At 70.8% G+C, this 24,223-nt stretch carries 24 protein-coding genes and 5 pseudogenes; 12 read left to right on the top strand and 17 right to left on the bottom strand.

The features are described 5' to 3' along the window. The first annotated feature begins 191 nt into the window (after nt 1-191). Entirely contained in the window at nt 192-1,319 is a 1,128-nt protein-coding gene (locus IEZ19_RS20750; RefSeq protein ID WP_189312729.1) for a magnesium and cobalt transport protein CorA, read from the top strand. Between the two features lie 27 nt (nt 1,320-1,346). On the opposite strand, the gene IEZ19_RS20745 is transcribed toward IEZ19_RS20750, so the two are convergent. The 3 genes from IEZ19_RS20745 to IEZ19_RS20735 all read right to left on the bottom strand — a co-directional run bounded on the left by IEZ19_RS20745 (nt 1,347) and on the right by IEZ19_RS20735 (nt 3,001). Beyond that, the gene (locus IEZ19_RS20745) at nt 1,347-1,781 is read right to left on the bottom strand and encodes a CBS domain-containing protein (RefSeq protein WP_189312728.1); all 435 of its coding nucleotides are present in this window, start codon (nt 1,779-1,781) and stop codon (nt 1,347-1,349) included. A 99-nt stretch (nt 1,782-1,880) separates the two neighbouring features. Continuing rightward, nucleotides 1,881-2,294, bottom strand: coding sequence for a PPOX class F420-dependent oxidoreductase (locus tag IEZ19_RS20740; RefSeq protein WP_189312727.1), 414 nt, complete (start codon nt 2,292-2,294; stop codon nt 1,881-1,883). A 65-nt stretch (nt 2,295-2,359) separates the two neighbouring features. Beyond that, nucleotides 2,360-3,001 carry a nucleoside/nucleotide kinase family protein gene (locus IEZ19_RS20735; RefSeq protein WP_189312726.1) on the bottom strand — a complete coding sequence of 214 codons (642 nt, stop codon included), beginning with the start codon at nt 2,999-3,001 and terminating at the stop codon, nt 2,360-2,362. 159 nt (nt 3,002-3,160) lie between these two features. Here IEZ19_RS20735 and IEZ19_RS20730 point away from each other — a divergent pair, with 159 nt between their 5' ends. From IEZ19_RS20730 to IEZ19_RS20720, 3 genes are all read left to right on the top strand, one after another. Next, a complete protein-coding gene (locus IEZ19_RS20730; protein WP_189312725.1) occupies nt 3,161-3,856 on the top strand; it encodes a DUF2293 domain-containing protein in 696 nt (231 codons plus the stop codon). Between the two features lie 174 nt (nt 3,857-4,030). Further along, nucleotides 4,031-4,510 carry an anthrone oxygenase family protein gene (locus IEZ19_RS20725; RefSeq protein WP_189312724.1) on the top strand — a complete coding sequence of 160 codons (480 nt, stop codon included), beginning with the start codon at nt 4,031-4,033 and terminating at the stop codon, nt 4,508-4,510. A 141-nt stretch (nt 4,511-4,651) separates the two neighbouring features. Then, a complete protein-coding gene (locus IEZ19_RS20720) occupies nt 4,652-6,139 on the top strand; it encodes a glutamate synthase subunit beta (protein ID WP_189312723.1) in 1,488 nt (495 codons plus the stop codon). 110 nt (nt 6,140-6,249) lie between these two features. Here IEZ19_RS20720 and IEZ19_RS50790 read toward each other — a convergent pair. The 3 genes and pseudogenes from IEZ19_RS50790 to IEZ19_RS20700 all read right to left on the bottom strand — a co-directional run. After that, a pseudogene (locus IEZ19_RS50790) lies at nt 6,250-6,633 on the bottom strand (SAM-dependent methyltransferase); the annotation flags it as partial. Between the two features lie 91 nt (nt 6,634-6,724). Further along, nucleotides 6,725-7,000, bottom strand: coding sequence for a DUF397 domain-containing protein (locus tag IEZ19_RS20705; RefSeq protein WP_189312722.1), 276 nt, complete (start codon nt 6,998-7,000; stop codon nt 6,725-6,727). Beyond that, a complete protein-coding gene (locus IEZ19_RS20700) occupies nt 7,001-7,861 on the bottom strand; it encodes a Sco1979 family transcriptional regulator (protein ID WP_189312721.1) in 861 nt (286 codons plus the stop codon). A gap of 275 nt (nt 7,862-8,136) precedes the next feature. Here IEZ19_RS20700 and IEZ19_RS20695 point away from each other — a divergent pair, with 275 nt between their 5' ends. From IEZ19_RS20695 to IEZ19_RS20685, 3 genes are all read left to right on the top strand, one after another. Continuing rightward, nucleotides 8,137-8,787: an ATP-binding protein gene (locus IEZ19_RS20695; protein ID WP_189312720.1), complete on the top strand. Its 651-nt coding sequence runs from the start codon at nt 8,137-8,139 to the stop codon at nt 8,785-8,787. Next, nucleotides 8,778-9,212 (top strand): hypothetical protein, encoded by a 435-nt coding sequence (locus IEZ19_RS20690; protein ID WP_189312719.1) that lies wholly within the window; start codon nt 8,778-8,780, stop codon nt 9,210-9,212. Before IEZ19_RS20695 ends, IEZ19_RS20690 begins: the two co-directional genes overlap by 10 nt. 393 nt (nt 9,213-9,605) lie before the next feature. After that, complete coding sequence (locus IEZ19_RS20685) at nt 9,606-11,468, top strand: ABC transporter ATP-binding protein (protein WP_373297019.1); 1,863 nt, start codon at nt 9,606-9,608, stop codon at nt 11,466-11,468. Between the two features lie 6 nt (nt 11,469-11,474). Here the strand turns inward: IEZ19_RS20685 and IEZ19_RS20680 are convergent, their stop codons facing one another. Together IEZ19_RS20680 and IEZ19_RS20675 are read right to left on the bottom strand one after the other, a co-directional pair. After that, nucleotides 11,475-11,651: a DUF8839 family protein gene (locus IEZ19_RS20680; RefSeq protein ID WP_189312717.1), complete on the bottom strand. Its 177-nt coding sequence runs from the start codon at nt 11,649-11,651 to the stop codon at nt 11,475-11,477. 153 nt (nt 11,652-11,804) lie between these two features. After that, nucleotides 11,805-12,134: pseudogene (locus IEZ19_RS20675) on the bottom strand (DUF899 family protein); the annotation flags it as partial. 69 nt (nt 12,135-12,203) lie between these two features. Between IEZ19_RS20675 and IEZ19_RS54170 the strand changes: the two are divergent. After that, nucleotides 12,204-12,488: pseudogene (locus IEZ19_RS54170) on the top strand (endonuclease/exonuclease/phosphatase family protein); the annotation flags it as partial. A gap of 39 nt (nt 12,489-12,527) precedes the next feature. Here IEZ19_RS54170 and IEZ19_RS20670 read toward each other — a convergent pair. From IEZ19_RS20670 to IEZ19_RS20650, 5 genes and pseudogenes are all read right to left on the bottom strand, one after another. Continuing rightward, nucleotides 12,528-12,944: pseudogene (locus tag IEZ19_RS20670) on the bottom strand (FUSC family protein); the annotation flags it as partial. A 361-nt stretch (nt 12,945-13,305) separates the two neighbouring features. Then, the gene (locus tag IEZ19_RS20665; protein ID WP_189312716.1) at nt 13,306-14,037 is read right to left on the bottom strand and encodes a DUF7873 family protein; all 732 of its coding nucleotides are present in this window, start codon (nt 14,035-14,037) and stop codon (nt 13,306-13,308) included. Nucleotides 14,038-14,099: 62 nt separating this feature from the next. Then, on the bottom strand, nt 14,100-14,555 hold the full coding sequence (locus IEZ19_RS20660) for a DUF4913 domain-containing protein (RefSeq protein WP_189312715.1): 456 nt from the start codon (nt 14,553-14,555) through the stop codon (nt 14,100-14,102). 4 nt (nt 14,556-14,559) lie between these two features. Then, nucleotides 14,560-18,516, bottom strand: coding sequence for a trypsin-like peptidase domain-containing protein (locus IEZ19_RS20655; RefSeq protein ID WP_189312714.1), 3,957 nt, complete (start codon nt 18,514-18,516; stop codon nt 14,560-14,562). Between the two features lie 15 nt (nt 18,517-18,531). Beyond that, complete coding sequence (locus tag IEZ19_RS20650) at nt 18,532-18,840, bottom strand: trypco2 family protein (protein WP_189312713.1); 309 nt, start codon at nt 18,838-18,840, stop codon at nt 18,532-18,534. 160 nt (nt 18,841-19,000) lie between these two features. On the opposite strand from IEZ19_RS20650, the pseudogene IEZ19_RS20645 reads away from it, so the two are divergent. Further along, nucleotides 19,001-19,360: pseudogene (locus tag IEZ19_RS20645) on the top strand (type II toxin-antitoxin system PemK/MazF family toxin). Here the strand turns inward: IEZ19_RS20645 and IEZ19_RS20640 are convergent. Beyond that, nucleotides 19,318-20,076: a nucleotidyltransferase domain-containing protein gene (locus IEZ19_RS20640; RefSeq protein ID WP_189312712.1), complete on the bottom strand. Its 759-nt coding sequence runs from the start codon at nt 20,074-20,076 to the stop codon at nt 19,318-19,320. The pseudogene IEZ19_RS20645 and the gene IEZ19_RS20640 sit on opposite strands and share 43 nt — an antisense overlap. A 166-nt stretch (nt 20,077-20,242) precedes the next feature. On the opposite strand from IEZ19_RS20640, the gene IEZ19_RS20635 reads away from it, so the two are divergent. Together IEZ19_RS20635 and IEZ19_RS20630 are read left to right on the top strand one after the other, a co-directional pair. Beyond that, complete coding sequence (locus IEZ19_RS20635) at nt 20,243-20,656, top strand: RidA family protein (protein ID WP_189312711.1); 414 nt, start codon at nt 20,243-20,245, stop codon at nt 20,654-20,656. Further along, a complete protein-coding gene (locus IEZ19_RS20630; RefSeq protein ID WP_189312710.1) occupies nt 20,653-21,102 on the top strand; it encodes a GNAT family N-acetyltransferase in 450 nt (149 codons plus the stop codon). Before IEZ19_RS20635 ends, IEZ19_RS20630 begins: the two co-directional genes overlap by 4 nt. Nucleotides 21,103-21,157: 55 nt before the next feature. Here IEZ19_RS20630 and pip read toward each other — a convergent pair whose 3' ends face one another. Beyond that, nucleotides 21,158-22,132 carry a prolyl aminopeptidase gene (gene pip, locus IEZ19_RS20625; RefSeq protein ID WP_189312709.1) on the bottom strand — a complete coding sequence of 325 codons (975 nt, stop codon included), beginning with the start codon at nt 22,130-22,132 and terminating at the stop codon, nt 21,158-21,160. An 18-nt stretch (nt 22,133-22,150) separates the two neighbouring features. Beyond that, entirely contained in the window at nt 22,151-22,870 is a 720-nt protein-coding gene (locus tag IEZ19_RS20620) for a uracil-DNA glycosylase (protein ID WP_189312708.1), read from the bottom strand. A 148-nt stretch (nt 22,871-23,018) separates the two neighbouring features. Here IEZ19_RS20620 and IEZ19_RS20615 point away from each other — a divergent pair, with 148 nt between their 5' ends. Further along, entirely contained in the window at nt 23,019-23,579 is a 561-nt protein-coding gene (locus tag IEZ19_RS20615) for an RNA-binding S4 domain-containing protein (RefSeq protein WP_189312707.1), read from the top strand. An 87-nt stretch (nt 23,580-23,666) separates the two neighbouring features. Here the strand turns inward: IEZ19_RS20615 and IEZ19_RS20610 are convergent, their stop codons facing one another. Beyond that, on the bottom strand, nt 23,667-24,131 hold the full coding sequence (locus IEZ19_RS20610; protein ID WP_189312706.1) for a DoxX family protein: 465 nt from the start codon (nt 24,129-24,131) through the stop codon (nt 23,667-23,669). Between the last annotated feature and the right edge of the window lie 92 nt (nt 24,132-24,223).

Genomic DNA, 24,223 nt, shown 5'->3' with positions numbered 1-24,223 from the left:
TGTGTCCGGGACGGTCGACGCTCCGGTGCGGCGGGGTGACCCGCGCGCGGGTGGGCATGCTCTGTCCACAGGCGGGAACAAAGCGGAATTGCCTGTTCACACAGGCTCACCCGCGCATTGCGGAAGACTGGCAGACTTTTCCGCCAAGGCGCGACAGCACGGCGCGAGGAGTTCCACGCAAGGAGATCCAGATGTCCATGGCAGGGAATCTGCGGAAGGTCCGGGGGCTCAGCAGGGTCGGCGGGCTGCGCAAGGTGGCGCGGCTGACCCGGCGGCGGCCCCGGGTCGACCTGAGCCATCCCGCCCGGTCACCACTGGGTTCCTCTGTGGTCAACTGCGTGACGTACCGGGACGGGGTACGGGAGCCCGGCGGCAGCGACCTGGTGGACGCCGTGGAACGGGTGCGCAAGCACGGCGACGGTTTCGTCTGGCTGGGGCTGCACGAGCCGACGGACCGTGAGTTCGTGGGCATCGCCGAGCTTTTCGACCTGCACCCGCTGGCGGTCGAGGACGCGGTCGAGGCCCATCAGCGCCCGAAGCTGGAGCGGTACGGCGAAACGCTGTTCGCGGTGTTCAAGACGGTCTGCTACGTCGAGCACGAACAGCTGACGTCGACGAGCGAGGTGGTCAACACCGGCGAGATCATGGCGTTCGTCGGCCGGGACTTCGTGATCACGGTGCGGCACGGACGGCACGGCTCACTGGGCCCGCTGCGCGAAGAGCTGGAGTCCGATCCGGGCCAACTGGCCAAGGGGCCGGCGGCGGTGCTGCACGCGATCGCGGACCATGTGGTCGACGACTATCTGACGGTCACGGACGCGGTGCAGGCGGACATCGACCAGGTCGAGACGGACGTGTTCGCGGAGAACGGCGCGCGGGCCGACCCCGGGCGGATCTACCAGCTGAAGCGTGAACTCCTGGAGCTGAAGCGGGCCGTGGTGCCGCTGGCCCGCCCGGTCGAGGATCTCGCCACCCGGCCGATACGGGTGGTCGACCCCCAGATACAGGCTTACTTCAGGGATGTCCTCGACCACCTGATGAGGGCCAAGGAGCAGATCGCCTCCTTCGACGAACTGCTCAACTCGATTCTGCAGGCGCACCTCGCGCAGGTGACGGTCGCGCAGAACGAGGACATGCGGAAGATCACGGCGTGGGCCGCGGTGATCGCCGTACCGACGATGGTGTGCGGGGTCTACGGCATGAACTTCGACCACATGCCGGAGCTGCGCTGGCGGTTCGGCTATCCGCTGGTCATCGGCGTGATATCCATCGCGTGTCTGGCCCTGTACCGGGGGTTCCGGCGCAACGGCTGGCTCTGACCGGCCCGGGGCGGGTTGAGCCCTCGGTCAGTGAGTGGCCGGGGTGGTCCTGGCGTAGACGCCCTCGGCGAAGGCGGCGATCTGGTTCTCGCCCAGGTGCTGGGCGAGATCGGCCTCGCTGATCATGCCGACCAGGCGCTTGTTCTCGATGACGGGAAGCCGGCGGATCTGGTGGTCCCGCATCTCCTGGAGCACTTCACCGACGTCGGCGCTCGACTCGATCCAGCGAGGTGTGCCCTTGGCCATCTCACCGGCGGTCACCTTGGCCGGGTCGTGGCCCATGGCCACGCAGCCGATGACGATGTCGCGGTCGGTGAGGATGCCTATGAGGCGTTCGTTCTGGTCGCTGATCGGCAGCGCTCCGACGTTCAGTTCGCGCATGAGCTGGGCGGCGCGGTCCAGGGTCTCGTGGGCGGGGATCCACTGGGCGCCACGGTGCATGATGTCTCCGGCGGTGGTCATGAGGTACCTCCCGAAGCCGGACGGGCCGGTGCGGCGCGGGACGCACCGCAGTGTCCCGGCGGCCTTCATTCTCGCGCGCGCCGCCCGGTGTCCGCACCCTCAGGGCGTGAACACCGCGACTTTGCCCGGGACGATCCGGACGATCACACGGACCTCGTCGTCCTTCTCCGCGGGCGGGTCGATGCCGAGGTACTTGTGCGAGAGCTCGTACGGGAGCTTCTTGCCCTCGTCGGGGACGATCTCGGCGACACCCCGGATCTCGACGGAGAAGTAGGGATTGGCCAGGTCGAAGACCGAGAGGCTGACGTGCGGGTCGCGGCGGAGGTTGCGGACTTTCTGCCGGGTTTCGACGGAGGAGAAGAGCACGGTGTCGCCCTCGCGCTTGATCCAGACCACCGAGTTCTGCGGGGCGCCGTCGGGGCCGAGAGTGGCCACACTGGCGAAGTTCTTGGCATCGAGGAGGGCACGCACCGAGTCGTCGAGGGAGACGGGTTCGCTGGAGGAGGTCGTCATGGCGCCAGCCTAATTAATTGCACACGCATACAACAGGGTTCGGGGGACATCCGCGGAACAGCGGATCAGCCGCTCCAGGCGGGGCGACGGGGATCGTCGGCGCGGACCAGGACGTCGGCCGTCGCGGCGGGGTCGGTCTCGTCCTCGTAGCGCTCGAACGCGGGGAGGGTCCAGTGGTCGACCTCGGGTGTACGGCGGCGCAGGGCGCCCGCTGAGAGGAGGACGTGGACAGTCAGGTCGAAGGGGAACCAGTGCCGCAGGAGAAGGGGACCGTGCATCAACAGAACGCCACCGGGAGGGAGTTGGACGTAGTCACTGCGGGTGGCCCGGTCGGTGGCCGCGTCCCACAGGTCGGGCAGGACACGGCCGTCGGCACCGGGTTCGAGCGGGCCGAAGACCTCGCGCCACAGGGCGGCGGTGTCGAACCAACCGCTGTAGTACGACTCCACGTCATGGCGGCCGTGCTCCAGCCGGAGCGAGGCCGGGCGCAGAAAGCCGTCGGCCCCCACGACGAGCGAGGGGCGCCCGCGCACGCGCAGTGCTTCCGCGACACGTTCCGCGAGGTCGACCGGGCGCGCGGCCGACGCGCCGTCGAAGGCGACCTTGGGCCAAGGACTGCCGTCGGCGGGCTTCAGATCGAGCAGTCTCTCGGCGAGCTGTTCGGCCAGCCGGTCCCAGGTGATCGCTTCGAGTCGCACAGGGCCCATGATGCCGCGCGTCGGTGGATGGGTTTGCGGGTGGGGAGACGAGGCGGGACTGCTCGGCCTCCGCGGCGGAACCCGGCAGGTCGTGACGTACGGGGGCGTCGAGCCGGACGGCGCTCGCCGGAGGGGAGAGAGTCCGGCCGGGCGGGGAAGGAAACGCGTATGGCAGGCCTTGCAACTCCCCTTTCCTCCGGTGGACTTCTGGTGATCCAGCCGGTTCGGCGCAGGCAGTGCGCCGCTTGCCGTCGTGGGCCGCTGCCGCTTCTCCTGCTCGAGGACGGTGCGCCGCGCTGCCTGGACTGCGCCGACCTCGGCCATCTGGTGTTCCTGCCGCGCGGCGACACTGCGTTGACCCGCAGATCGCGGGAGGAGAGCGCGCTGTCGGCGGTGGTGGTGCGCTTCAACCGGCGCAAGGGGCGTTACGAGCGGCAGGGTGTGCTCGTCGAGGAGGCCGCCCTGGCCCGGGCCGAGGAGCGGTGCCTGGCCGACGCGGAGGCACGACGGCGGCGCCGGGCGCGGGACGCGCGGCGCAGGGCCGCACAGGATGCGAGGTTCGTGGAGGCGTTCGCGGCGGAGATCCTGCGGCTGTTTCCCGGATGCTCGGCCGACCGGGCCCGGGTGATCGCGGCGCACGCGTCGGTCCGGGGCAGCGGGCGGGTGGGGCGCAGCGCGGCGGGACGCGCGCTGACCGAGGGGGCCGTGACATATGCGGTCGTGGCTGCCGTACGGCATGTGGATACGCCGTACGACCAGCTGCTGATGAGCGGGGTGCCCCGCTGCGAGGCGCGGCGTCGGATCGCGGCGACCGTGGAAACGGTGCTGCGGGAGTGGCGGGCGGTTCGGGCAGAGGCTGGGTGAGGAGCGAGTGAGGGGCGCCTTGCACCCCGTACTCGTCCCGCCGGGTTGGACGCTCGCTCATGTTTCCGCGGGCCTCGGCCATGGTCACTGTTCCCATGTGGGAATTCACTTGAGGTGACGATGACCGTGGTGGGGGCCGGGCGGGGCCCGGTCGAGGCGGGAGTGAGCGTGGACATGATCGAGGGGCCGTACTTCGTACTGATCCTGCTGGGGGCGCTCGGGACGGGGCTGGTGGCCGGGGTGTTCTGCGGGTTCTCGACGTTCGTGATGCGCGGGCTGGCCGCGTTGCCGCCGGCGCAGGGTGTCGCGGCGATGAACGCGATCAACGTGGCCGCCGTGACGCCGGCCTTCATGCTTGTGTTCGCCGGGTCGGCGGTGCTGTGCGCGATGATCGCGGTGGTGACGTTCGTGCTGTGGCCGGACGAGGGGAAGGCGGAGCTGCTGCTGGGCAGCGCGCTGTATCTGTTCGGTTCGTTCGGACTGACCATGGTGGCGAACGTGCCGCGCAACGACACGCTGGCGCAGCTGGAACCCGGCACGGCGGAAGCGAGCGCTTACTGGCCGACGTACGTGCGCGAGTGGACGATGTGGAACCACGTCCGCACGCTGGCCTCGGCCGCCGCGGCGCTGGTGTATGTGCTGGCCCTCACCTGAGAACCGGCGCCAGGCAGTGCGTACCGGCCCGCAGAAAGCGCTGTCGGCCGCTGCGGGGCCGGGCCGGCAGTCGTATCGTGGCCGGGAGGGTGCCGCCCGATGGCGCACGGCCCGTCGTACGCATACGCAAGGAAGACGACCATGGCCGATCCCAAGGGTTTCATGACGACGCCGCGCGAGGAGTGGCCGCGGCGGCCCGTCGCGGAGCGTGTGCAGGACTGGAGCGAGGTCTACGTCCCCGGGGCGCTGCTGCCGATCATCAGCAAGCAGGCCGATCGCTGCATGGACTGCGGCATCCCTTTCTGTCACGACGCGTGTCCGCTGGGCAATCTGATTCCGGAGTGGAACGACCTGGTGTCGCGCGAGGACTGGCGGGCCGCGAGCGACCGGCTGCACGCCACGAACAACTTCCCCGAGTTCACCGGGCGATTGTGTCCCGCGCCGTGCGAGGCGGGGTGCGTGCTCGCGATCAACCAGCCCGCCGTGACCATCAAGAACGTCGAGTGCGCGATAGCGGACCGGGCCTGGACGGACGGTTTCGTGCCGCCCCGGCCGCCGGACCGGCTGTCCGGGCGGACGGTCGCGGTGATCGGCTCGGGCCCGACGGGACTGGCGGCGGCGCAGCAGTTGACACGGGCCGGGCACACGGTCGCCGTGTACGAGAAGGACGACCGGGTCGGCGGGCTGATGCGGTACGGCATCCCCGAGTTCAAGATGGAGAAACATCATCTGGAGCGGCGGCTGGCGCAGATGCGGGCCGAGGGGACCAAGTTCCGTACGTCCACGATGGTGGGGCGGGATGTCGAGGCGACAGAGCTGCGGGCCCGGTACGACGCCGTCGTGATCGCCACGGGAGCGACCGCATGGCGGGAACTGCACGCGCCCGGGCGGGAGTTGGCCGGAATACACCAGGCGATGGAGTATCTGCCGCTGGCGAACCGGGTCTGCGAGGGGGACCTGGAGGCGTCGCCGATGTCCGCTGCCGGGAAGCATGTCGTGATCGTGGGCGGCGGCGACACCGGGGCGGACTGTCTGGGGACGGCGGTGCGGGACGGGGCGGCGTCCGTGACGCAGCTGGACATCTACGCCCAGCCTGGCGCCGAGCGGGACGACGACACCGAACCGTGGCCGACGTACCCGAAGATCTACCGGCTGTCGGCCGCGCACGAGGAGGCACGTGATCTGGAGACGGCGCCGGCGGCGGATGCGGACGCGCGGCTGTTCGCAGCGTCGACGCTCCGCTTCACCGGGGACGCGGGTGGGCATGTTCGGTCGCTGCACCTGGTCGAGGTGGACGAGCATCGGCGGCCGCTGCCGGGAACCGGGCGGACGATTCCTGCGGACCTCGTGCTGCTGGCCCTCGGCTTCTCCGGTCCCGACCGGGAGGACGGGCTCATCGACCAGTTGGAGCTGGCGATGGAGCCGCGCGGCACGATCGCCCGGGACCGGGACTTCGCGACGAACGTACCCGGGGTGTACGCCGCGGGGGATGCCGCCCGGGGGCAGTCGCTGATCGTGTGGGCGATCGCCGAGGGGCGGGCGGTGGCTGCGGCGGTGGACCGCTATCTGAGGGGGAGTTCGCAGTTGCCAGCGCCTATAACGCCGTACGACCGGCCTATGACCGTGTGAGAGACGGGGGGGTGACCGGGTGGGTCGACCCGCGCACCGGTGCCTCACCCGGCCGTCTCTTCCAAGTCGCGCCGTACCGCACCGCCGCGCGCCGTACCGTCGGCCCGTGGGGCGACCGGCCGGTCGAAGTCGAGGACGCGGCGTGCGCCCTCGACGATCGCGGCCGGATCGCGCACGTCGGCCTGGAGGTACTCGGTGACGCCCTCGGGCGTACTGCACAGCAGGGCCGCCGCGTGGGTCAGCACGATCGGGTCGCTGTCGCAGGAGACGACGCGGCCCGGTGCATGAACGCGCATTGACGCGTGCCATCACCGGCACCCTGGGGGAGGGCCGGCATCTGCCGGCCCTCCCCCGCTGCCTCAAGGGAGTGGGCGGTACCCCCACTCGTCGACGGGGTAGTTGTCCTTGCCGCCGTAGTACCAGTCGTATATGCGGGCCGGGTGCGGTCTGCTGGTGTCGATCCTGAGCGCTGCCCCGCTGTCCTGCCCGGTCATGCGGAACTCGGTAAGTGCCGAACGCAGTTGAAGATCAAGTCAGTGCCAATTTAAGGAAGTCGAGCCAGAAAGAAAATCAAGTGGAGGTGGTTCAGGACACCAGGAAGTCCGCCTCCCCTGCCTTCGCTCCCTCGATGAAGGCCGTCATCTCGGCCGGGGTGTAGATCAGCGCCGGGCCGTCGGGGTCGGTCGACTGGCGGACGGCGATGCGGCCGTCGGCCAGCTTCATCGCCTCCAGGCAGTTGCCGCCGTTGCCGCCGCTCCACGGCTTGTGCCAGCCCTCGCTGCCCAGCTCACGCGCGGGCATGCCGTTGTAGATCCGCTGTCCGCAAAACAGCGGCCCGGGCTGGGACTTGATGCGATCCATTCACAACTCCTTGCGGAGATCCCGGAGGATCTCCTTCGTGCGATGTGCCGTAGCGGCCTGAGCCGCCATGCGGTCCATGACCTCGAGGTGGGTCGCCACCTCGGAGCGCGCGTCCAGGTAGACGGCGCCGGTCAGGTACTCGCTGTAGACCATGTCCGGAAGTTCGGGCACGGCAAATCGGAACAGCACGAAGGGCCCGTACGTGCCGGGGTGCGGCCCGCCGGCGAACGGGGCGACCTGGAGCGTCACGTTGGGCAGCTTCGTGGCCTCGAGCAGCTTGTCGATCTGCTCGCGCATCACCTCGGGGCCGCCGACCGGGCGGCGCAGCGCGGTCTCGTCCATCACGACCCAGAAGCGGGGGGCGTCCTGGCGGGTGAGCAGGTCCTGGCGCTGCATGCGCAGCTGGACGTGGCGCTCGATGTCCTCCGGGCTGGTCTGGCCGATGGCGCCCGACTTCAGGACGCCGCGCGCGTAGTCCTCGGTCTGCAGCAGCCCGGGCACGAAGTGCGGCTCGTACGACCGCATGAGGCTCGCCGCGCCCTCCAGGCTGACGTACATCGAGAACCAGCCCGGCAGGATGTCGTGGAAGCGCTGCCACCAGCCGGGTCTGTTGGCCTCCTCGGCGAGTTGCACGAAGAGGTCGGCCTCGTCGTCCTGGACTCCGTAGGCCTTCAGGAGCAGTTGGAGGTACGGGATCTTGAGGGCGACCTCGGCCATTTCCATACGGCGGACGGTGGCGGGGGCGACGCGGAGGACGCGGGCGGCTTCCTCCCGCTTGAGGCCGGCGCGTTCCCGCAGGTCCAGCAGGCGTCGGCCGAGGACCACCTGGCCCACGGTCGGCGCGGACCGCGGTTCGCTCACGCTCCCACCTCCACGATTGAATCCCGAACGAGAAAACTGAATCCTGAACGAAAAATCGGGCGAAAACGGTCCACATAGTGACCGAATGTCGTCCGAACCCTGACAGCCCTGCGGCGCCATTCGAAGATTCATTCGAAGATCGGCGGATCTTCGATGATCCCAACTGGCGCCGCTCGAGGTGCTGTTGCGAGCAGTGTGCCACGGCCCTGACGGCGTCACACATCACTCTGCATTTTTCAGAGTGCCACTTGCCAAGTGTTCACGGCGGGGCGATAGTGGCAAGCGTGATTCCGTCCCCGCCCTTAGGAACAGATGCCGCCGCAGACCGTCCCGGTCTCGGTGCCGCTGCGGAAGCAACCCCTGGTGGGGACGTTGCCGCACGCAGGTTCCGCTTCGAGCTGGCCGCGCATCCGGGCTCTCCCGCACAGGCGAGACGACTGACGCGTGCCCGGCTGACGGGCTGGTCGGTGTGCGCGGACACCTGTGACACAGCGGTGCTGGTCGTATCCGAGCTGGTGACCAACGCGATCGTGCACACGGCGAGCAGTCGCGTGGTGTGCGAACTGCACGACCACGACGACACGGTGCGCATAGCCGTGCGTGACGAGGGCTGCGCCCCCGGCGAGCCCCACCCGTCCGCTCAGCAGCCCGAGGAGGAGCACGGGAGGGGATTGCTTCTCGTCGACGCCCTGTGCCAGGCCTGGGGTGCGCAGGAGCACGGTCCCGGTCTGCTGGTCTGGGCCGATCTGCCGCGTGAGAGCGACGCCGGGCACGATCTGGGCGAGCCGCGCAACGACCTGGGCTGGGGAACGCGTCCCAAGCCCGGGCAGTCGCGGGGCTCCGGCGAGGAGGAACGTGTGCAGCGGCAGCGCCTTCCGCTGCCGGAGACCGAGACGCGGCGACCGGCGAGGCCCGAATGGCTGTGAGCGGCGCTTCCGGCTTCGGCCAGGTGATCGGACTGGACACATTGGTGCGTCTGCAACGCGGACAGCGCACGCCCGGAGCGCCCCGGCCCCTCCCTCTCCCCGAGGGCATGACCGCCCCGCTCGGCTGTGACGCCGTGGCGGTACCGGCCGACTTCGGACCGCTGCTGCTGCACCGGCTCCCCCGCGTGGGCTGTCTGTACGCCGACGCGTCGCACTGGTGGTGGATCGTCCCGTCCGACTCGGACTACGCCCTCCCCTGGCCGGCCCCGGCCCACTACGCCTCCGGCGCCCCCGTCCCCACGACGGCCCGCCTGATCAACCGCCCGGACGGCACGGTTCCGTACACCCCACCGATCCCCTTGTACCTCGCCCTGTGCCGGATCACGGGGACCACACCGGACTGGTCGCGCCCCATCAGCGCGTGATCCCTGCGGGGCCTTGCCCGGAGATCGTCGGCTCTTCACCGGCCGTCTCTTGTCGGTGATCGGTGCGTTTGTGCCGCCCGGCACCGAGAAACCGGTGGTGGCTGCGGACACGAGGCCGCACAAACGCACCGGTCCCATCCGGTACAGCGCACCGCGCGCTCCGCTCCACCGCGCTCGCGCCACCCCCGCGGAAAAACTCCCACGTACCCCCGGCGTGCGCCCCATCGCGCCGCTCGCCTCCACGCGCGCCCTGTCTCACCCCCGGCCTCCCCGCGATAGTGGCCCTTCGTGCGCGTCCGGGGGAGGGCGATGGTGGGGAAGAGGCGGGGGCCCGTTGTGCCCGAGGTGTCCGAGTCGGAGCGGCTGCTCTTCGGGGGAGCTCTGCGGTACGACATGGGGTGGAATCAGCACCGGGACGCCTTTCTGGAGCTGGACTTCCGGGCCATGGTGACGCGGCTGCCCGGGATGCTTGCCTCCAGTTTCCGGCTCGCGCGGCAGGCCGATCCGCGGGCCGCGCGGACCGTGCTGATCGCCGAGACCGGCCGGGGCGCGGCCCAGGCCGTGAGCCTGCTGGCCGTGAACAGCGTGCTGGGGCGGCTGATCGGCGGCGGCACGATCGAGGACCGGCTGCGCGGTGCCGCGCCGGCGCTCGTCGCCATGGCCGCCGTACTGCTCGTGGGCGCGCTGCTGCGGGCCGCGTCGACGTACGCCACCGGCCGGCTGGAGCCCAAGGTGGAGCGTGTGGCGACCGAGCTGTATCTGGAGCGGGCCGCCGCCGTGGAGCTGGCCGCGATCGAGGACCACGCCTTCCACAAGCTGCTGGACACCGCCCAGTACGGCGCCATGTCCGCACGCCGCATGATCATGTACGGGACGCGCGTGGTGAACGCCGTGATCTCGCTGGTCACGGCGGCCGGCGTGCTCACGGTGCTGCACCCGGCGCTGCTGCCGCTCCTGCTGACCATGACCCTGCCCAGCGCCTGGGGCGCCCTGACCAACGCGCGGCGCCGCTACGAGTCGTTCCACACCTGGGTGCAGCACGCCCGCGCCGGACATCTGATCGCCGGCCTGCTGACTGAGCCGGAGGCCGCCCCGGAGATCCGGGTGCACGGCGTCGGCCCCTTCCTGTTGCGGCACTTCCGGGCCATGTCGGAGACCGCGGAGGCGGAACAGGCCCGGCTGGCCCGGCTCGCCGCGCGTACGGGACTGATCGCGGCGGCCTGGACGGGGCTCGCGACCGTGGCGACGTACGCGACGCTCGGCGGGCTGCTGCTGTCGGGGACGATGGCCCTGTCCGTGGCCGGTACGGCGGTGATCGCGATCCGCACCGGTTCCGCCAGCCTGGACACGCTCGTCCTGGAGATCAACCAGTTGCACGAGGAGGCCCTGTTCGTGGGCGATCTGCAACGGCTGTACGTAGAGGCGGCCGAACGGGCGATCCCGGTCGGCGGGGAGACGCTGCCGGAGGACCCGCGGGAGATCCGGTTCGAGAACGTCACGTTCAGCTACCCGGGTGAGGCCACCCGCCCGGCGCTCGACGACGTCACCCTCACCCTGCCACTGGGCCGGATCGTGGCGCTGGTCGGCGAGAACGGCTCGGGCAAGACGACCCTGGTCAAGCTGCTCGCGGGACTGTACAAGCCGGACCGGGGCCGGATCCTGTGGGACGGCGTCGACGCGGCGCGGGCCGACCGGCACGCGCTCGCCGAGCGGATCGCGATGGTGGCGCAGGACTTCAAGCGCTGGCCGTTCACCGCGCGCGTCAATGTCGCCATCGGCCGTTCCTCGGTGCGGCTGACCGAGGAACGCCTGGCCGCGTCGGTCGCGGAGGCGGGCGCCGAGGACGTGGTCGCGGATCTGCCGCGCGGCCTGGACACACTGCTGGTCCGAAACTTCAGCGGCGGGCATGAGCTGTCCGGCGGCCAGTGGCAGCGGCTCGGTATCGCCCGGGCCGCGTACCGGCGCGGGCGCATCCTGATCGTGGACGAGCCGACGGCGGCCCTGGACGCCCGGGCCGAGCTGGAGGTGTTCGAGAAGATCCGCGCGCTGGCGGGCAGCGGGCAGACGGTGGTCCTGATCACCCACCGGCTGGCGTCGGTGCGCCACGCCGATCTGGTGCATGTCCTGGAGCACGGCCGCCTGGTGGAGTCCGGCACCCCGGACGAACTCCTGGCCACCGGCGGCGTCTACGCGGAGCTGTACGCCCTCCAGGCGGAGCAGTTCACCGCGAAACTGCCTACGCCGAAGGCGGGTTGAGCACGCCTATTCCGTGCCCTCGGCACCCCGGACTATCACCAGGAACGTGTCCGTCGCGAGGTCCATCACGACCTCGGCGGGCAGACCTTCGAGACGGCGCGCGTGCGCGAACTCCTCGGCCGGCCATGAGCCACGCGGTCCACCGGCGGGAAAGCGCTCGAGCACCGTTCGCCCGTTCACCATCCTGCACCTCCAGTAAGCGTCGTACTTGTAGGAGTTAACGCCCTGGAGACGTGAAACGCCTCGCCCGGTCACGGGACTGAGACCTACTCGACACTCACTCGACGCGGAGGGTGAGGATCCGTTGACTTTCCGGCACTCCGGACACGCTTTGTGTCAGTTTTCGTACTCGTCGTGATAGCGGACACGGTCACTGCCCGTGGAGGTCCGGCCCAGCGCCGTCAGGTCCAGCAGACTGTCGGTGGAGCCCAGACCGTCGAGTGCACGGTCGTGGGCCGAATAGGTGTGGAAGATCCGGTCGTACTCACGCAGGAAGCAGCTGAGCCCGGGCCGCTCGACCAGTGCGCCGTCCCGCTCCAGGGTCACCTCGAAGTCGCGGTTGAAGTCGTTGTCGTAGGACGACAGACAGGGCACCGCCCAGCCCATCCGCGCCTTGAACGGCAGGATCTTCGTGAACGGCGCCCGGGACACGGCCGCGAACGACGTGTGCACGGGCAGGCCGTGCTCCCCGGCGAGTTCGGCGGTGGCGGCGAGGTCGGCGTCGGTGACGGTGTAGGGGGCGTGCGGGGCGAGGGCGGTGGTGATCGGCCGTCCGCCCCGCGCCGGTGCCGCAGCGCATGGATACCGGCGGCGGAGCGCTACTCCCGCGTCGACTCCGGGCGCCGCGAACTGATCGACCACATACTGGTCAGCCACCACCTGGTCCACCGCGTCACGGAGGCGGGCACCGGGACGCCGGGCGCGGGCGCGCCGCAGTTGCCGTCGGTGGGCGCGGATCCGGCGCCGCGACGCGGGGCACCGGGGTCGGACCACGCGCCGGTGTGGGTGCGGATCGGGTGACGGTCTCCACTCGGACGCATCCACCGCCACCGGCGGCACAGTGTGGCGTGGGGTGAGCCGGCCCGTGTCGTCGAGGTGGGCGGTGCAGGCCGTGATCGTGTCGACGATGCATCGAGGGCGATCGCGACGGCGTCCGTGCCCTCGGTGTGCCGGGCGAGGGTGGGCAGTTCGGCGGCGGACAGGGCGATGGCGGGTGCGCGCCACGGCGAGCGTGCGGTAGGCCTCGCGACGCAGGGCCCAGCGCTCGGCCCGGTCGCCGGACTCGCACAGCACGTGCGTGAAATACGCCTGTGCGAGCCGGGCCCGTGCGCCCGCTCCGCGCCGCCCCGGCATCGGCAGGTGTCCGACGACCAGCACGAGCGCGCAGGCCGGCGGCGTCTCGGCGATCCGGCTCACGGAGGCCTGCGGTTCCCCGCCGACCATGACGAGCGCGGGGACGAGCACGGTGACGACGGTGATCGAGAAGGAGCGCACCGCGAAACGGGAGCGGGCCCGGGGGCGTAGCCTGCCCCCGGGCCCCGATGTGCCGCCCATGCTCACACGCCGGGGCGGTTGAGAGCCCAGGTCAGTCGTGATGTCGCCGCGTCCTTCCTTTGGACCACCGCGTATCGAGCTACGCGGGCAGGACTTGAACCTGCATTTCGACGTGCTGGGGCCTGGGCCCGGTCGTTCCGGCGATCGGCGGCGAATGCTGAGTCTGGAGCAAGAGTCTGAGATTCAAGGCGGATCCAGGGGACCCGCTTCATCACGACAAGCCTCAGCTTCAGCTTGCGCTCCTCGCGCACCCCGGTCACGAGGGACCGGGGAGTCTTCCACGTCACCCGAAGAGGTACCCGAACACCGCGTCACCGACCCGCCGGTCCACGACGTCGGTGCCGTTGGCCTCTTCCCGGGCGAACTTCACGGCCTGCTGCAACTTCTCGACGCGGTCGAGGAGTTCGTTGACCCGGCGGGCGGGCAGCGCTCCGGAGAACTTCACGGTCGTCCAGTATCCGACCGGAACGTCCTCGTAGTACACCTCGACCTGCGCCGGGTGCTTCTCGGTCGCCTCCGCCTTCACATGGTTGCGCGGCACCTTCTTCGTCCGCAGGGTCCGTACGGGTTCCGTCTTCCAGGAGTCCGTCGACGGGTCCTGCGCCCAGGACTCGGAGGCGTCGAGGACGGGCAGCTTCCGCACAACGGCGTTCAAGTCGACCAACTGCTTCTCGAGGAACAGCAGATACGACACGGGTACGTCGGCCACGAGCACCCGGCCGTCCAGCTTCACGTCGGCACGCGCGGTGCAGTTGGCCCAGTCCTTCGTGGCGGTCACGTCGAACAGCCGCGTCAGGGTCACCGCGGTGTCCCGCAGCACGTCCTCGGCCTTCACCTGCACCCGCGTGGACTCGGGCGGCAACTGCTCGCCCTCCTCGTCCTTCGGCTGGTACGTCCGTGAGATACCGGCCAGCAACGCGGGCTTCTGCAGCCCCTGGTGAGCTGCCGTCAGGTCCTGATGAGCCTTGGACTTGATGCCCTTCTCTACTGCGATGATCTGGTTGAGTTTCGCCACGGAAAGGACCGTAGCAGCGGTAACCGCCCCGTCTCGAAGGATTATTCGACGGCGAGGGAGGGTCAGTCGAGGGCGAAGGGGTCCCTCGAGACCGGCGACCTCTGGTCGGTGAACAACCCTTCCGGCGGTGTCGCGATCGGCAGCGGCTCGTGGTCCTGGTGGCCGGCGACGCAGCGCGCGAACGGTCCGGTGACGGGATCCGTCAGAGCACGCACATGCGGGTCGGCGTGATGGAGCCACCAGTTCGACATTCCCAGTCCCGGGTCCCAGCGCAACGCCTCCCAGGCACGCCACACGGCGTCCAGCCGGGCGAGCGCCTCGGCGTGCCGATACCACTCCGGGCACCACACTCGCCCGGATCGAGGTGTGGGACGTGGGACGAAGTAGATGAACCGGTCCTCGACGAACTCGCCGACGTTCGGGTAGAACAGCTCCGCCGGGCGGCCGGCGTTCTCCTCGTCCCGCCGGATGTCCTCGGCCGTCTCGTCCCGCTCCTCGTCGTGGAGTGGTGCTGTCATGGCGTCATACTCCTCTTCGCAGCCGTACCTCGGTGGCCTCGTCGTGGCGGCCGACGCGGTCCAGAACCCTCGCGAGGCCGGCGACGGCGTATCTCAGGTCGGCCTGCCTGCTCGGATCCCGGGCCACCGCGCGCTGGTAGAGGCGGACGGCTCGCCGGGCCGGCCCCAGCGCACGGGCGGCCAGGCGCACGTCGTGCCGGCCGGCCAGGCTCAGCGTCCCGCCCAGCCGGTACAACAGCCACGCGGTCCTGTCCGGCGGTCCGCCAGGACGAGCGGTCAGTGTTTCGCAGGCCCGCTCGGCCTCGAGCGCGGCGCGCCAGGCCGCGGCCGGCTGCCCGGCCATCGCCCGCGCGTCTGCCAGGCGCAGGAGAGCGTGGCAGAGGGGCCGCTCCTGACCGTCCCCGCTCGTGGCCAGCAGTCGGCGCCTGAGGCGCACCTCGTGCTCGGCGATGCGCACGGCGGCCGGGAACCGGCTCGTTCCCAGCAGCGCATGGCCCAGCTCCGCGCAGGTGTCGGCCAGGGTGACCTCGTGTCTCGCGTCGCCGGCAGACAGCTGGACGCGCAGTTCGTACGCCTCCCGGAGCACGGGCACCGCCCGGTCGGCCGTCGCCCAGGACGACGCGTAGCTGGCGCCCAGGTCGTGCAGACAGAAGGCCAGCCACTCACGCCCTTCCTCGTTGCCGCGGACCAGTTGGCGGTACTGCGGGAGCGCCTGCCGCAACAGAATGCGCCTCGCGACCTGCCGGTCGTGCTTCCAGTACAGGTCAGCCGCATCGTGGAGGCCGGTCGCGTGGCCCTCCATGTAGAGACTCGGGGCGTACGCGGCGAGCCGGTTCCGGATGGCGAGGGCCTCGTTCAGGGCGCGGAGCGCATCCGTCGAGCGGCCCAGGGCGTCGTAAGAGCTGACGAGGTTGAGAGCGATTCCGGACTGGCTGTTCAAGCTGCTTGCGCTGAGCGGACGTTCGGAGTCCGCGTAGATCCGGAGAGCCTCCTCGAACCCCTCCACCGCCGCACGGTGCTCACCGATACGCGCGTGGAACGTGGCGAGCGCGTGCACCGAATTCGCCAGGTGTGACACGGTGATCCCGCGCGCTTCTCGCGCCTCTGCCCTGCGAAGTTCGACGGCCTCCCTGATGGATTCCAGCGCCGCGGCGTGATCCCCGTCGTCGTACTGGTTCCAGGCGAGGTTGTGCAGCATCTGGGCCAGACTGGAGCAGTGGACTTCGGGAAGCTCCTCGGTCAGTGGACGCAGCAGTGCGATCGCTTCCCGTTCCAGCGCCGCCGACTCGCCAGGTGGGCGAGAGGCGTTGCTGTAGTCGACAGCAAGACCTGTCAGTGCCTCAGCGAGGTCGGCCGTGTAGGCGTCCGGGTTCTCCGTCGCCAGACGGCGAGACATCTCGACCGCCTCCTCGTCCAGCGACAACGCCTCCGAATGCCGCTGGAGGCGCCAAAGGTTCCTGCCTCGCTCCGTCAGCGCCGCGGTGAGGAGGAGCGGGTCCAGATCAGGGTGGTCGGCGGCCAGTTCGCGGGCGAGCTGGACAGCCTCGTCCGTGTACTTGTCGGACCGAGCGACCTGGTCGAAGGGGATGGTGCTCGGGTCGAGCTCCCAGACCACCCGGGACAGGTTGAGCAGCGCCCGTACCAGTCCCCGCTCACGCTTCTCCCACTCCTCACCGTCCACGGACGCCAGCTCGCGGAACAGCCTCAGCGCCCGGTCACCGGCCTCGAACGCATCGGTCAGGCGCCCGGTGATCCGCGAAGCACGCGAAAGCGCCAGCAACGAGTCGGCCGATTCCATGCGATGGGTCATCGTCCCGTCGAGTGCGAGCCGTTCGCGGATCGCAACCGCCTCGGCAACCGCCAGCCGGGCGTCCTCCGAGGCGCCGACTGCCAGATACCGCCGCGCGAGGTTGTGCAGCGCCCAGGCGCGGTCGCGGAGCGCCCGCGTGTCGTCACCCGTGGCCTGGCACAGCCGGTTCAGTTCACGGGCGACGTCGAGTGCGTAGTCGCGCAGCACGTGGGTCTGTACCGGCAGCGCGTCGGAGTGTGCGCGCAGCATGGCGGTGGTCAGCGGCGCCTCGGCGGGGACCGTACGCAGTGCCTCGCGCAGCCTGTCGGCGATGTCGCGGGCCTTGTCCTTGCGGCCCTCGTTGGCGTGGGCCACGGCGGACCGGGCGAGGACGGTGAGGATCTGCACCCGCTGGTGGTCGGGGGCTCCGGCGAACAGCCGCCATAACAGCCCCTGTTCACGAATGATCTGCTCGGAGGCGTGGAACTCCGCCAGCCGGTCCGGCTCCAGGCGGCCCCAGTAGCGGCCCTCGGGCGGCGGGTACAGGTCCCGCAGCCAGGCGGTGAGGTTGCCGATCAACCATGGCTCGTCGGGCAGCAGCCGGGCGATGGTCGCCCGTGCCTCCTCCTTGTCCTGCGCGGGACACAGGACGGCCACCGCCACAGCCTCGTGCAGCAGTTCCGTGTCCCACGTCGCCATGCCCCGCCCGTCGGCGGTGTCCAGCCAGTACGTCTTCTCGTGCTCCAGGAGTTCGGCCTCCAGCGCGCCGCCGTCCAGCTCGGGGGTCCGCACGTGGCGCAGCAGCGCGGCCAGGGCCGCCATCTGCACGGTCAGCGCCGTCTCCGCCCCGGGGGCCGCGCCGGGACGGGTGGCAGGGAGGGTGCGCACGAGTCCGGGCCAGTCGATGTCCGACGAGCCGGTCACCTCCGCGAGGCGGCGGGAGAGGTCCCGGGCCGCCCTACGGAACGCCTGCTCCCGGTCGGCGGCGTCGGGGCTGAGCGCGTGCAGCCTGGTCTCGGGGAGGCGGCCGGTCGCCCTGTCCCCCCAGGAACCGAGGGAACGGGCGAGCAGCAGCAGACGCACCGGATGCCCGCACGCCTCGGTCTGCTCCCACAGTTCCCTGACCAGTTCGGGCCGGGTCTCGGCGTAATCGACGACCAGCAGCAATGGGCACTGGACCATGCGCAGCGCCCGCAGGCCTTCCGGCTTACGGAGCACCTGACCGGCCGCCCAGCCCTGGTCCCGCATTCGCGCCATCAACTGTCTTGCCAGCCGCGTCTTGCCCTGCCCGCCCGGACCGGTGAGGACGCGGGCGACGGGGGGACCGTCGGGATTGGCCAGGCACCACTGCTCCAGGCCGGCGAGCGTGTCCTCCCTGCCGTGGAACGACACCACCTCGGCATCGGCCCGCAGCAGCATGGTGGGAGAGGTCAGCTCCAACTTGGGAGGTGCCGGCTCCAGCAGGGCGGAAAGTTCGGCCGGTTCGAGCTGTGGCTCGGCCGAGGTCGCCTCTCGGACCACCGCGCGGAAGCCGGCACAGGCCAGCAGGTCCTCGCTACGGGTGTAGCCGAGCCGGGTGACGCCCCGGACGGGCCGCCGGTCCTCCCGCACCACACCGAGCAGCAGATCGTCGCCGGCCAGGAAGACGGCCGTGCCCGACATACCGGACCAGTGGCTGGTCCGGGACACGGTCTCGTGGTCGAGCCCTTCGGTGTCGTACGGCATGACGGCGGCGTCGTCGTAGATGTCGACGGCCATGCCGGCGTGCGGCCGGATCCGGCCGTTGAACGGCTGCCTGCCCCGACCGGACGTCGTCCGCTGCTGCCGCGGAAATCCGATGCCGGAGATGGGCACTTCGGTCCCGCGCGTCACGCAGTGGCCCCAGCGCTGCGGGCGCCGGCCCCGGGCACCGCGCAGCGTCGCGGGCGGCGTCCAGTTGCGGACGTGGGCCGGAATCTCCAACAGGGCGGCGTCCGGTTCGCAGTCGTCCGGTCGCCACCGCACCACAACGGGGAATCGCTCGGCGGAATCCGGGAACGACACTGTGATCTCACCCGGCGTGTGCTGCGGAGGCACCACATGCCCGGCGGTCAGCACCAGCCGCGGCGCCACCAGGTAACCGCTGCCGAAGCCGGCCGCACTGCGGACCTGGACGACCTGCCCCTCCTCCATCAGCCCGCCGCCGGACTACTCGAGGTCGCCCACGGCCACGCTCCCGCCCCCGAGTTGCTCCGGGTTCAGGCGCAGGGTCACGCGCTGGGCGGACCGAGCCGAGCGCTCCCCGCGGGCGTTGGCCTCCACGACGCCGAACCGCAGCGCCCCGCCGCCGTTCCGCGTCCGTATCAGCTCGATCTCGAACTCCGCGGTGATCTCTCCCAGCACGAACCGCAGTTGGGAGTTCTGGCCGCGCCGCTGCGCCTCCGACAACTGGTCTCGCAGCACGTCGATGGCATCGGCCAGGTCCAACCAGTCCTCGTCGTGCTCGTCGCGTGCCACGCCCCAGCCTCCGTTGCCCAAGCGAATGATCCCCGACGCGCCTCATTGTCGCCCGTCGCGCCCACTCGTGAACAGCACTTGGGTGATCGCGTCCGGTATACAGCGACTACCCTCGGCCGCGAGATCACGTGAGCCTGCCGGATCGGACACGAGGAGCACAATGCGACGCGGTGAGGTCTGGTGGGTCGCCTTCGACGAACCACGCCCGGTGGTGCTGCTGTCGGAAGCAGAGTCGTCCGGGTTCCGCGCGATGCAGATCGTCGCGCCGGCCGGCGCCGACATCAGCGGCCTGGGCGTCGAAGTGGCCGTAGGCCCCGCAGACGGGCTGCCGTTCGAGGGCGTGCTGCGGTTCGCGTTTCCGCGTCCGGGCTTCACCCCGTGCACCTGACTGACCACCGTGACCCGGTACGACCTGATCGAGTCGGCGGGCGTGTTGTCCTCGGCGAAGCTGGGCGAGATCACGGAGGCCCTGCGTCTTCATGACACCTGGAACAGCCGCTCCGCCTCCGACACCCCCTGAATCAGCAGGTCCGGCTGGGCCTGCAGCGACTCGATGATCGCGTCCACTCGCCGCAACCCCGCCCGCTCCAGCAGCCGCTTCTCGTTCGTCACCCACTCCCCGCGCGCCGCAAGCACCGCGTGAGCGGTCTGCGCCGCAGCCACGGCCACCGCGCCGGCGACCTCCGTGAGGCGACCGTGGGGAGCGTGATGTGCCTTGGCGTAGGCGAGTGTCGCACGGGCGGTGCCGAGCCAGCGGTCCGGGGCCGAACGGCGCAGCTCGACCGGATAGCCGGCCGGTCGCGGCAGTTCCCCGCGCAGCACCCGGTCGACCGCCAGCTCGGCGACCACCAAGTAGCTGGGAATCCCCGCAAGATGGAACAGCAGCGGTTCCACCCGGAAACGCCCGGCCTCCGCCTCCGTCAGCTCGTGCTCGACCACGTCCAGGTCGCGGTAGTGCACGTCCACGCGCCGTCCCTCGATCGTCAGCCAGGCCCCGCCGTTGAAGACTCCCCCACCCCATCCGCCCACCTCGGACACCTCGCCCTCCCAGCCGAGGGCACGCAGATCGGCGGGGTCGAAGGGACCGCGGTAGTAGACGGCGAGGTCCCAGTCGCTGTCCGGCCGGTGCGTGCCCTCGGCCCGGGAGCCGCCGAGGGCCACGGCGCGGACGGTGGGGAGGGCGGCGAGGCGATCGGCGGCGGTGTCGAGGAAGGTCCGGTCGCTGTCGGACGGCATGCGTGGCTCCAGCGGGGTCGGCGGTCGTCGCGGTACGGAGGTCGCGGGGAGCGTACGTGCGAGCCACCCGTTCCGCGAGCCGAATATTGGGATGCGGAGAGGACCCCGTGGTCCGGATGATCGGTGGGTTGCCGCCGTCCACGCCCCGTCCACGCCAGGAGCCCCCGTGATCCAGCGCGTCACCGCCCCCGCCCTCTTCCCTCCCCCGACCTACTCCCATGCCTCCGTGGTCGAGGCCGGTACGAAGCTCGCGTTTCTCGCCGGGGCCGTTCCGCTCGACGCGCAGGGGGAGATCGTCGGGCCGGGGGATCCGGTGCGGCAGGCCGAGCAGGTGATCGCGAATCTTCGTGGGCAACTCGCTGCCGTGGGAAGTGACTTGGCGCATGTGCTGACGACGGACGTGTACGTCGTCAGCAGTGATCCGGCCGTGCTCTCCCAGGTGTGGGAGGTGGTCGAGGCGTCCGGGCTCAGCGCCGGCCCGCACGCGTCGACACTGCTCGGGGTGGCGTGTCTCGGGTACACCGGGCAACTGGTGGAGATCACCGCCACGGCCGTCGTCCCCGAGGAGTCGCGGTCGTGAGCGCGGTTACCCTCCGGCGCGCGACCGCGTCCGACGCCGGCTCCGTCGCCGATGTCTATCTGCGGTCCTTCACCGCCGCGTTGCCGACCGTCGTGCGGCCACGGTCCGACGCCGAAGTCCGGGACTACATCCGGGACGTGGTGGTGCCGTACCGGGAGACCTGGGTGGCCGACGCCGGCGACGGGGTCGTCGGGCTGATGGTGCTCAACGGTGAACTGCTCTCCCAGCTCTACCTCGACCCGGACTGGCGCGGGCACGGCATCGGCGACCGGTTCGTCGACCTCGCCAAGGAGCGCAGCCCTGGAGGCCTCACCCTGTGGACCTTCCAGGTCAACAAGCCCGCCCACCGCTTCTACGAACGACACGGCTTCGTCGCCGTCGAGTTCACAGACGGCGGCGGAAACGAGGAACGGGAGCCGGACGTCCGGTATGTCTGGCGGCCCTGACCAGCTCGAGTCCGCCCCTCCACCCCGTACCCTCCCCTTCTTCGCCAGCAGCTTGTCATCTGTTCGGCGAGCAGCCTCTCCAGCGCCCGGCGTACTTGTCCGTCGCCGCCACGAGCGCGTCCACGACGCCCGGCGCACCGGCGTTGTGCCCGGCCTGGTCCAAGACCACCAACTCGCTGCCCGGCCAGGCGTGATGAAGTCGCCAGACGATACCCAGGAGATTGCCGAAGTCGAGACTTCCCTGCACCAGGGTGCCGGGAACTCCCGCGAGCAGATACGCGTCGCGCAGCACCGCGCCGTCGGGCAGGAAGTGCCCGTTGCCCCAGTAGTGGGTGACGGTGCGGGCGAACCCCATGCGGAAGACCGGGTCCTCGTACCGCTCGACCGAGCGCGGCGGCGCGGGAATCGTCGCCGTCTCCCAGTCCGTCCAGGCTCGCGCCGCCCGCTCCCGCACCGCCGGGTCGGGCGATTCGAGCAGCCGGTGGTAGGCGGCGGCCAGGTTGCCGTCCCGCTCGTCCTCCGGAACCCCGGCCAGGAACCGCTCGAAGGCCTCGGGGAAGATCTTTCCGAGGCCCCGGGTCAGCAGCGCCACTTCGGCGTCGGACCCGGTCGCGACCCCGGTCAGCACCAGCTCGCACACGGCGCCGGGACACGTCTGCGCATACCGCAGCGCCAGCACCGACCCCCACGACACGCCCCACACCAGCCACCGCCCGATCCCCAGGTGCCGGCGCAGCAGCTCCAGATCGGCGATCACGTGCGCCGTCGTGTTGACGCTCATGTCCGTGTCGTACGCACTCGCGTGCGGCGTCGAACGCCCACAGCCCCGCTGATCGAGCAGCACGATCCGGTACGCGTCCGGGTCGAAGTAGCGACGGAAGAGCGGCGACGCGCCGGAACCGGGCCCGCCGTGCAGCACGAGCGCGGGCTTGCCGTGCGGGTTTCCGCAGGTCTCCCAGTGGATGCGATGGCCGTCGCCGACGTCCAGCATGCCCTGGTCGTACGGCTCGATCTCCGGGTAGGGAGGCATCGCAGCACCGTAACGCCCCTACGGCGCCCCGCTCGCCTCGATTTCCTTCCCGAGCCCCGCCTCCCGCGCCGCCGCAAGCAGGACCTCCCGCAGCATCTCGGGGGTGAGCTTGCCGGTGAAGGTGTTGCGCTGGCTCACGTGGAAGCAGCCGAAGAGGGTGAGGTCGTCGAGCGACACCCGGGCTCCATGGGCGAAGGCGGGCCGGGGGCGCGGGACCGTCCAGCCCGCTTCGGCGAACGCCGGGAGCGAGGCCTGCCAGCCGTAGGCACCCAGCACGACGACGGCCCGCAGGGTCGGGCGCAGCAGCTTCAGCTCCCGCACCAGCCAAGCGCGGCAGGTGTCGCGCTCCTCGGTAGTCGGCCTGTTGTCGGGCGGCGCGCAGTGCACAGGCGCGGTCACGCGCACGCCGTACAGCTCCAGGCCGTCGTCCGCACTGATGGACGTGGGCTGCGAGGCGAGCCCGACGTCGTACATCGCCCGGTACAGCACGTCCCCGGAACGGTCGCCGGTGAACATACGGCCGGTACGGTTGCCGCCGTGCGCGGCCGGCGCGAGGCCGATGATCAGCAGCCGCGCGTCGGCCGGTCCGAAGCCGGGCACCGGTCGGCCCCAGTAGGTCCAGTCGGCGAAGGCGGCACGCTTGGTCCGCGCCACCTCTTCCCGCCAGGCGACCAGCCGCGGGCAGGCCCGACACGCGGCGACGCACCGATCGAGCTCGACGAGGCCGTTGCTGTTCATGAGGCCACGGTATGCCCGGGCACAGGTGCGCCCGGGGGGCTGTGGACGGCGGTCGGTTGCCCAGGGCCTGGTCGACCGCGTTGCAGCTGGGCCGAGGGGTGCGGAAAACCCTTCCGGGTGAGCCGGTACGGCGAGCTAAGGTCGGAGCATGGCTTCGGAGGACACGGACGAGTACGGGAATCGCGGAACCGGCGCACCCGAGGCACCGGCTGACGCCCGGGTCGACGCGCCTGGTGAGACCGGCGTGCAGGGCGGCGGCGAGACCACGGGACATGCCGTCACCGCCGCCGAGGCCGCCGGGCCGAGGAGCGGGGAGAGCGTTCGTATCGACAGCTGGATCTGGGCCGTGCGGCTGGTCAAGACCCGGTCCCTGGGCGCCACCGCCTGCCGTGGCGGGCATGTGCATGTGAACGGCGAGCGTGTAAAGCCCGCGTACTCCGTGCGGGTCGGAGACGAGGTCCGCCTGCGGCATGAGGGCCGGGAACGGGTCGTCGTCGTCAAGCGCCTGATCCGCAAGCGCGTCGGCGCCCCCGTCGCCGTCCAGTGCTACATCGACAACTCCCCGCCGCCCCCGCCCCGCGAGGCCGTCGCCCCCGCCGGCATCCGTGACCGCGGCGCCGGCCGACCCACCAAGCGCGACCGCCGCGAGATGGAACGCCTCCGGGCCCTGCGCGGGCTCGGCCCGGACGGACGCCCCCGGAGCCGGTGACCCCCACCGCGACATCGCGAACGCGCGGCGGCGGCGCCCGGCGAGCCCCCCCGTGGCCCGCCGGGCGCCGCCGTCACCCCGTGCGGGTCATGGCCGCCGTCGCACCAGCCGCAGCAGCTCCACGTTCTGTCCGCGCCGCGCCCAGGCGATCAGGGCCAGCGGGACGATCAGGATGAGCGGGGTCGCCGCGTTCTGGCCGTCGAAGACGCTGAGCTGGACGACGAACGCCCCCACCATCAGCGCGCTCAGCGCAATGGCAGCCACCGACTGCAGGCGGGGGACCAACAGCGCGACGGCACCGGCGAGTTCGAGGGCACCGATGGTGTACATGCCCGCGCTGCCCCAGCCGATCTTGTCGAAGATCTCGACGGCCGAGGAGTGCGCGATCAGCTTGGGCAGTGCACTCGCGATCCCGTAGAAGAGGGCGAGCAGCACCTGCAGACCGCGCAGGGCGACGCGGGCACGACGGCCACGAGCCGTCGCGGCCTCGGCGACGACCGTGCCGGAAGCGGCCGAAGCCACGGAGGTGACGGAAGCGGTGGAGTCGGACATGGGGTTCTCCTGAGTGAAGCGGTCCCTGTTGCTGTCACAGAGGTAGACCTACCGCCGCCCGAGAACTCATCGCTTCGCGCCGGGACTTGTCA

The sequence above is a fragment of the Streptomyces brasiliensis genome, assembly GCF_014647875.1.
GTDB classification, from domain to species: Bacteria; Actinomycetota; Actinomycetes; order Streptomycetales; family Streptomycetaceae; genus Streptomyces; species Streptomyces brasiliensis.
Note: the sequence above shows the minus strand (reverse complement) of the source record. Positions and strands in the feature narration are given on the sequence as shown.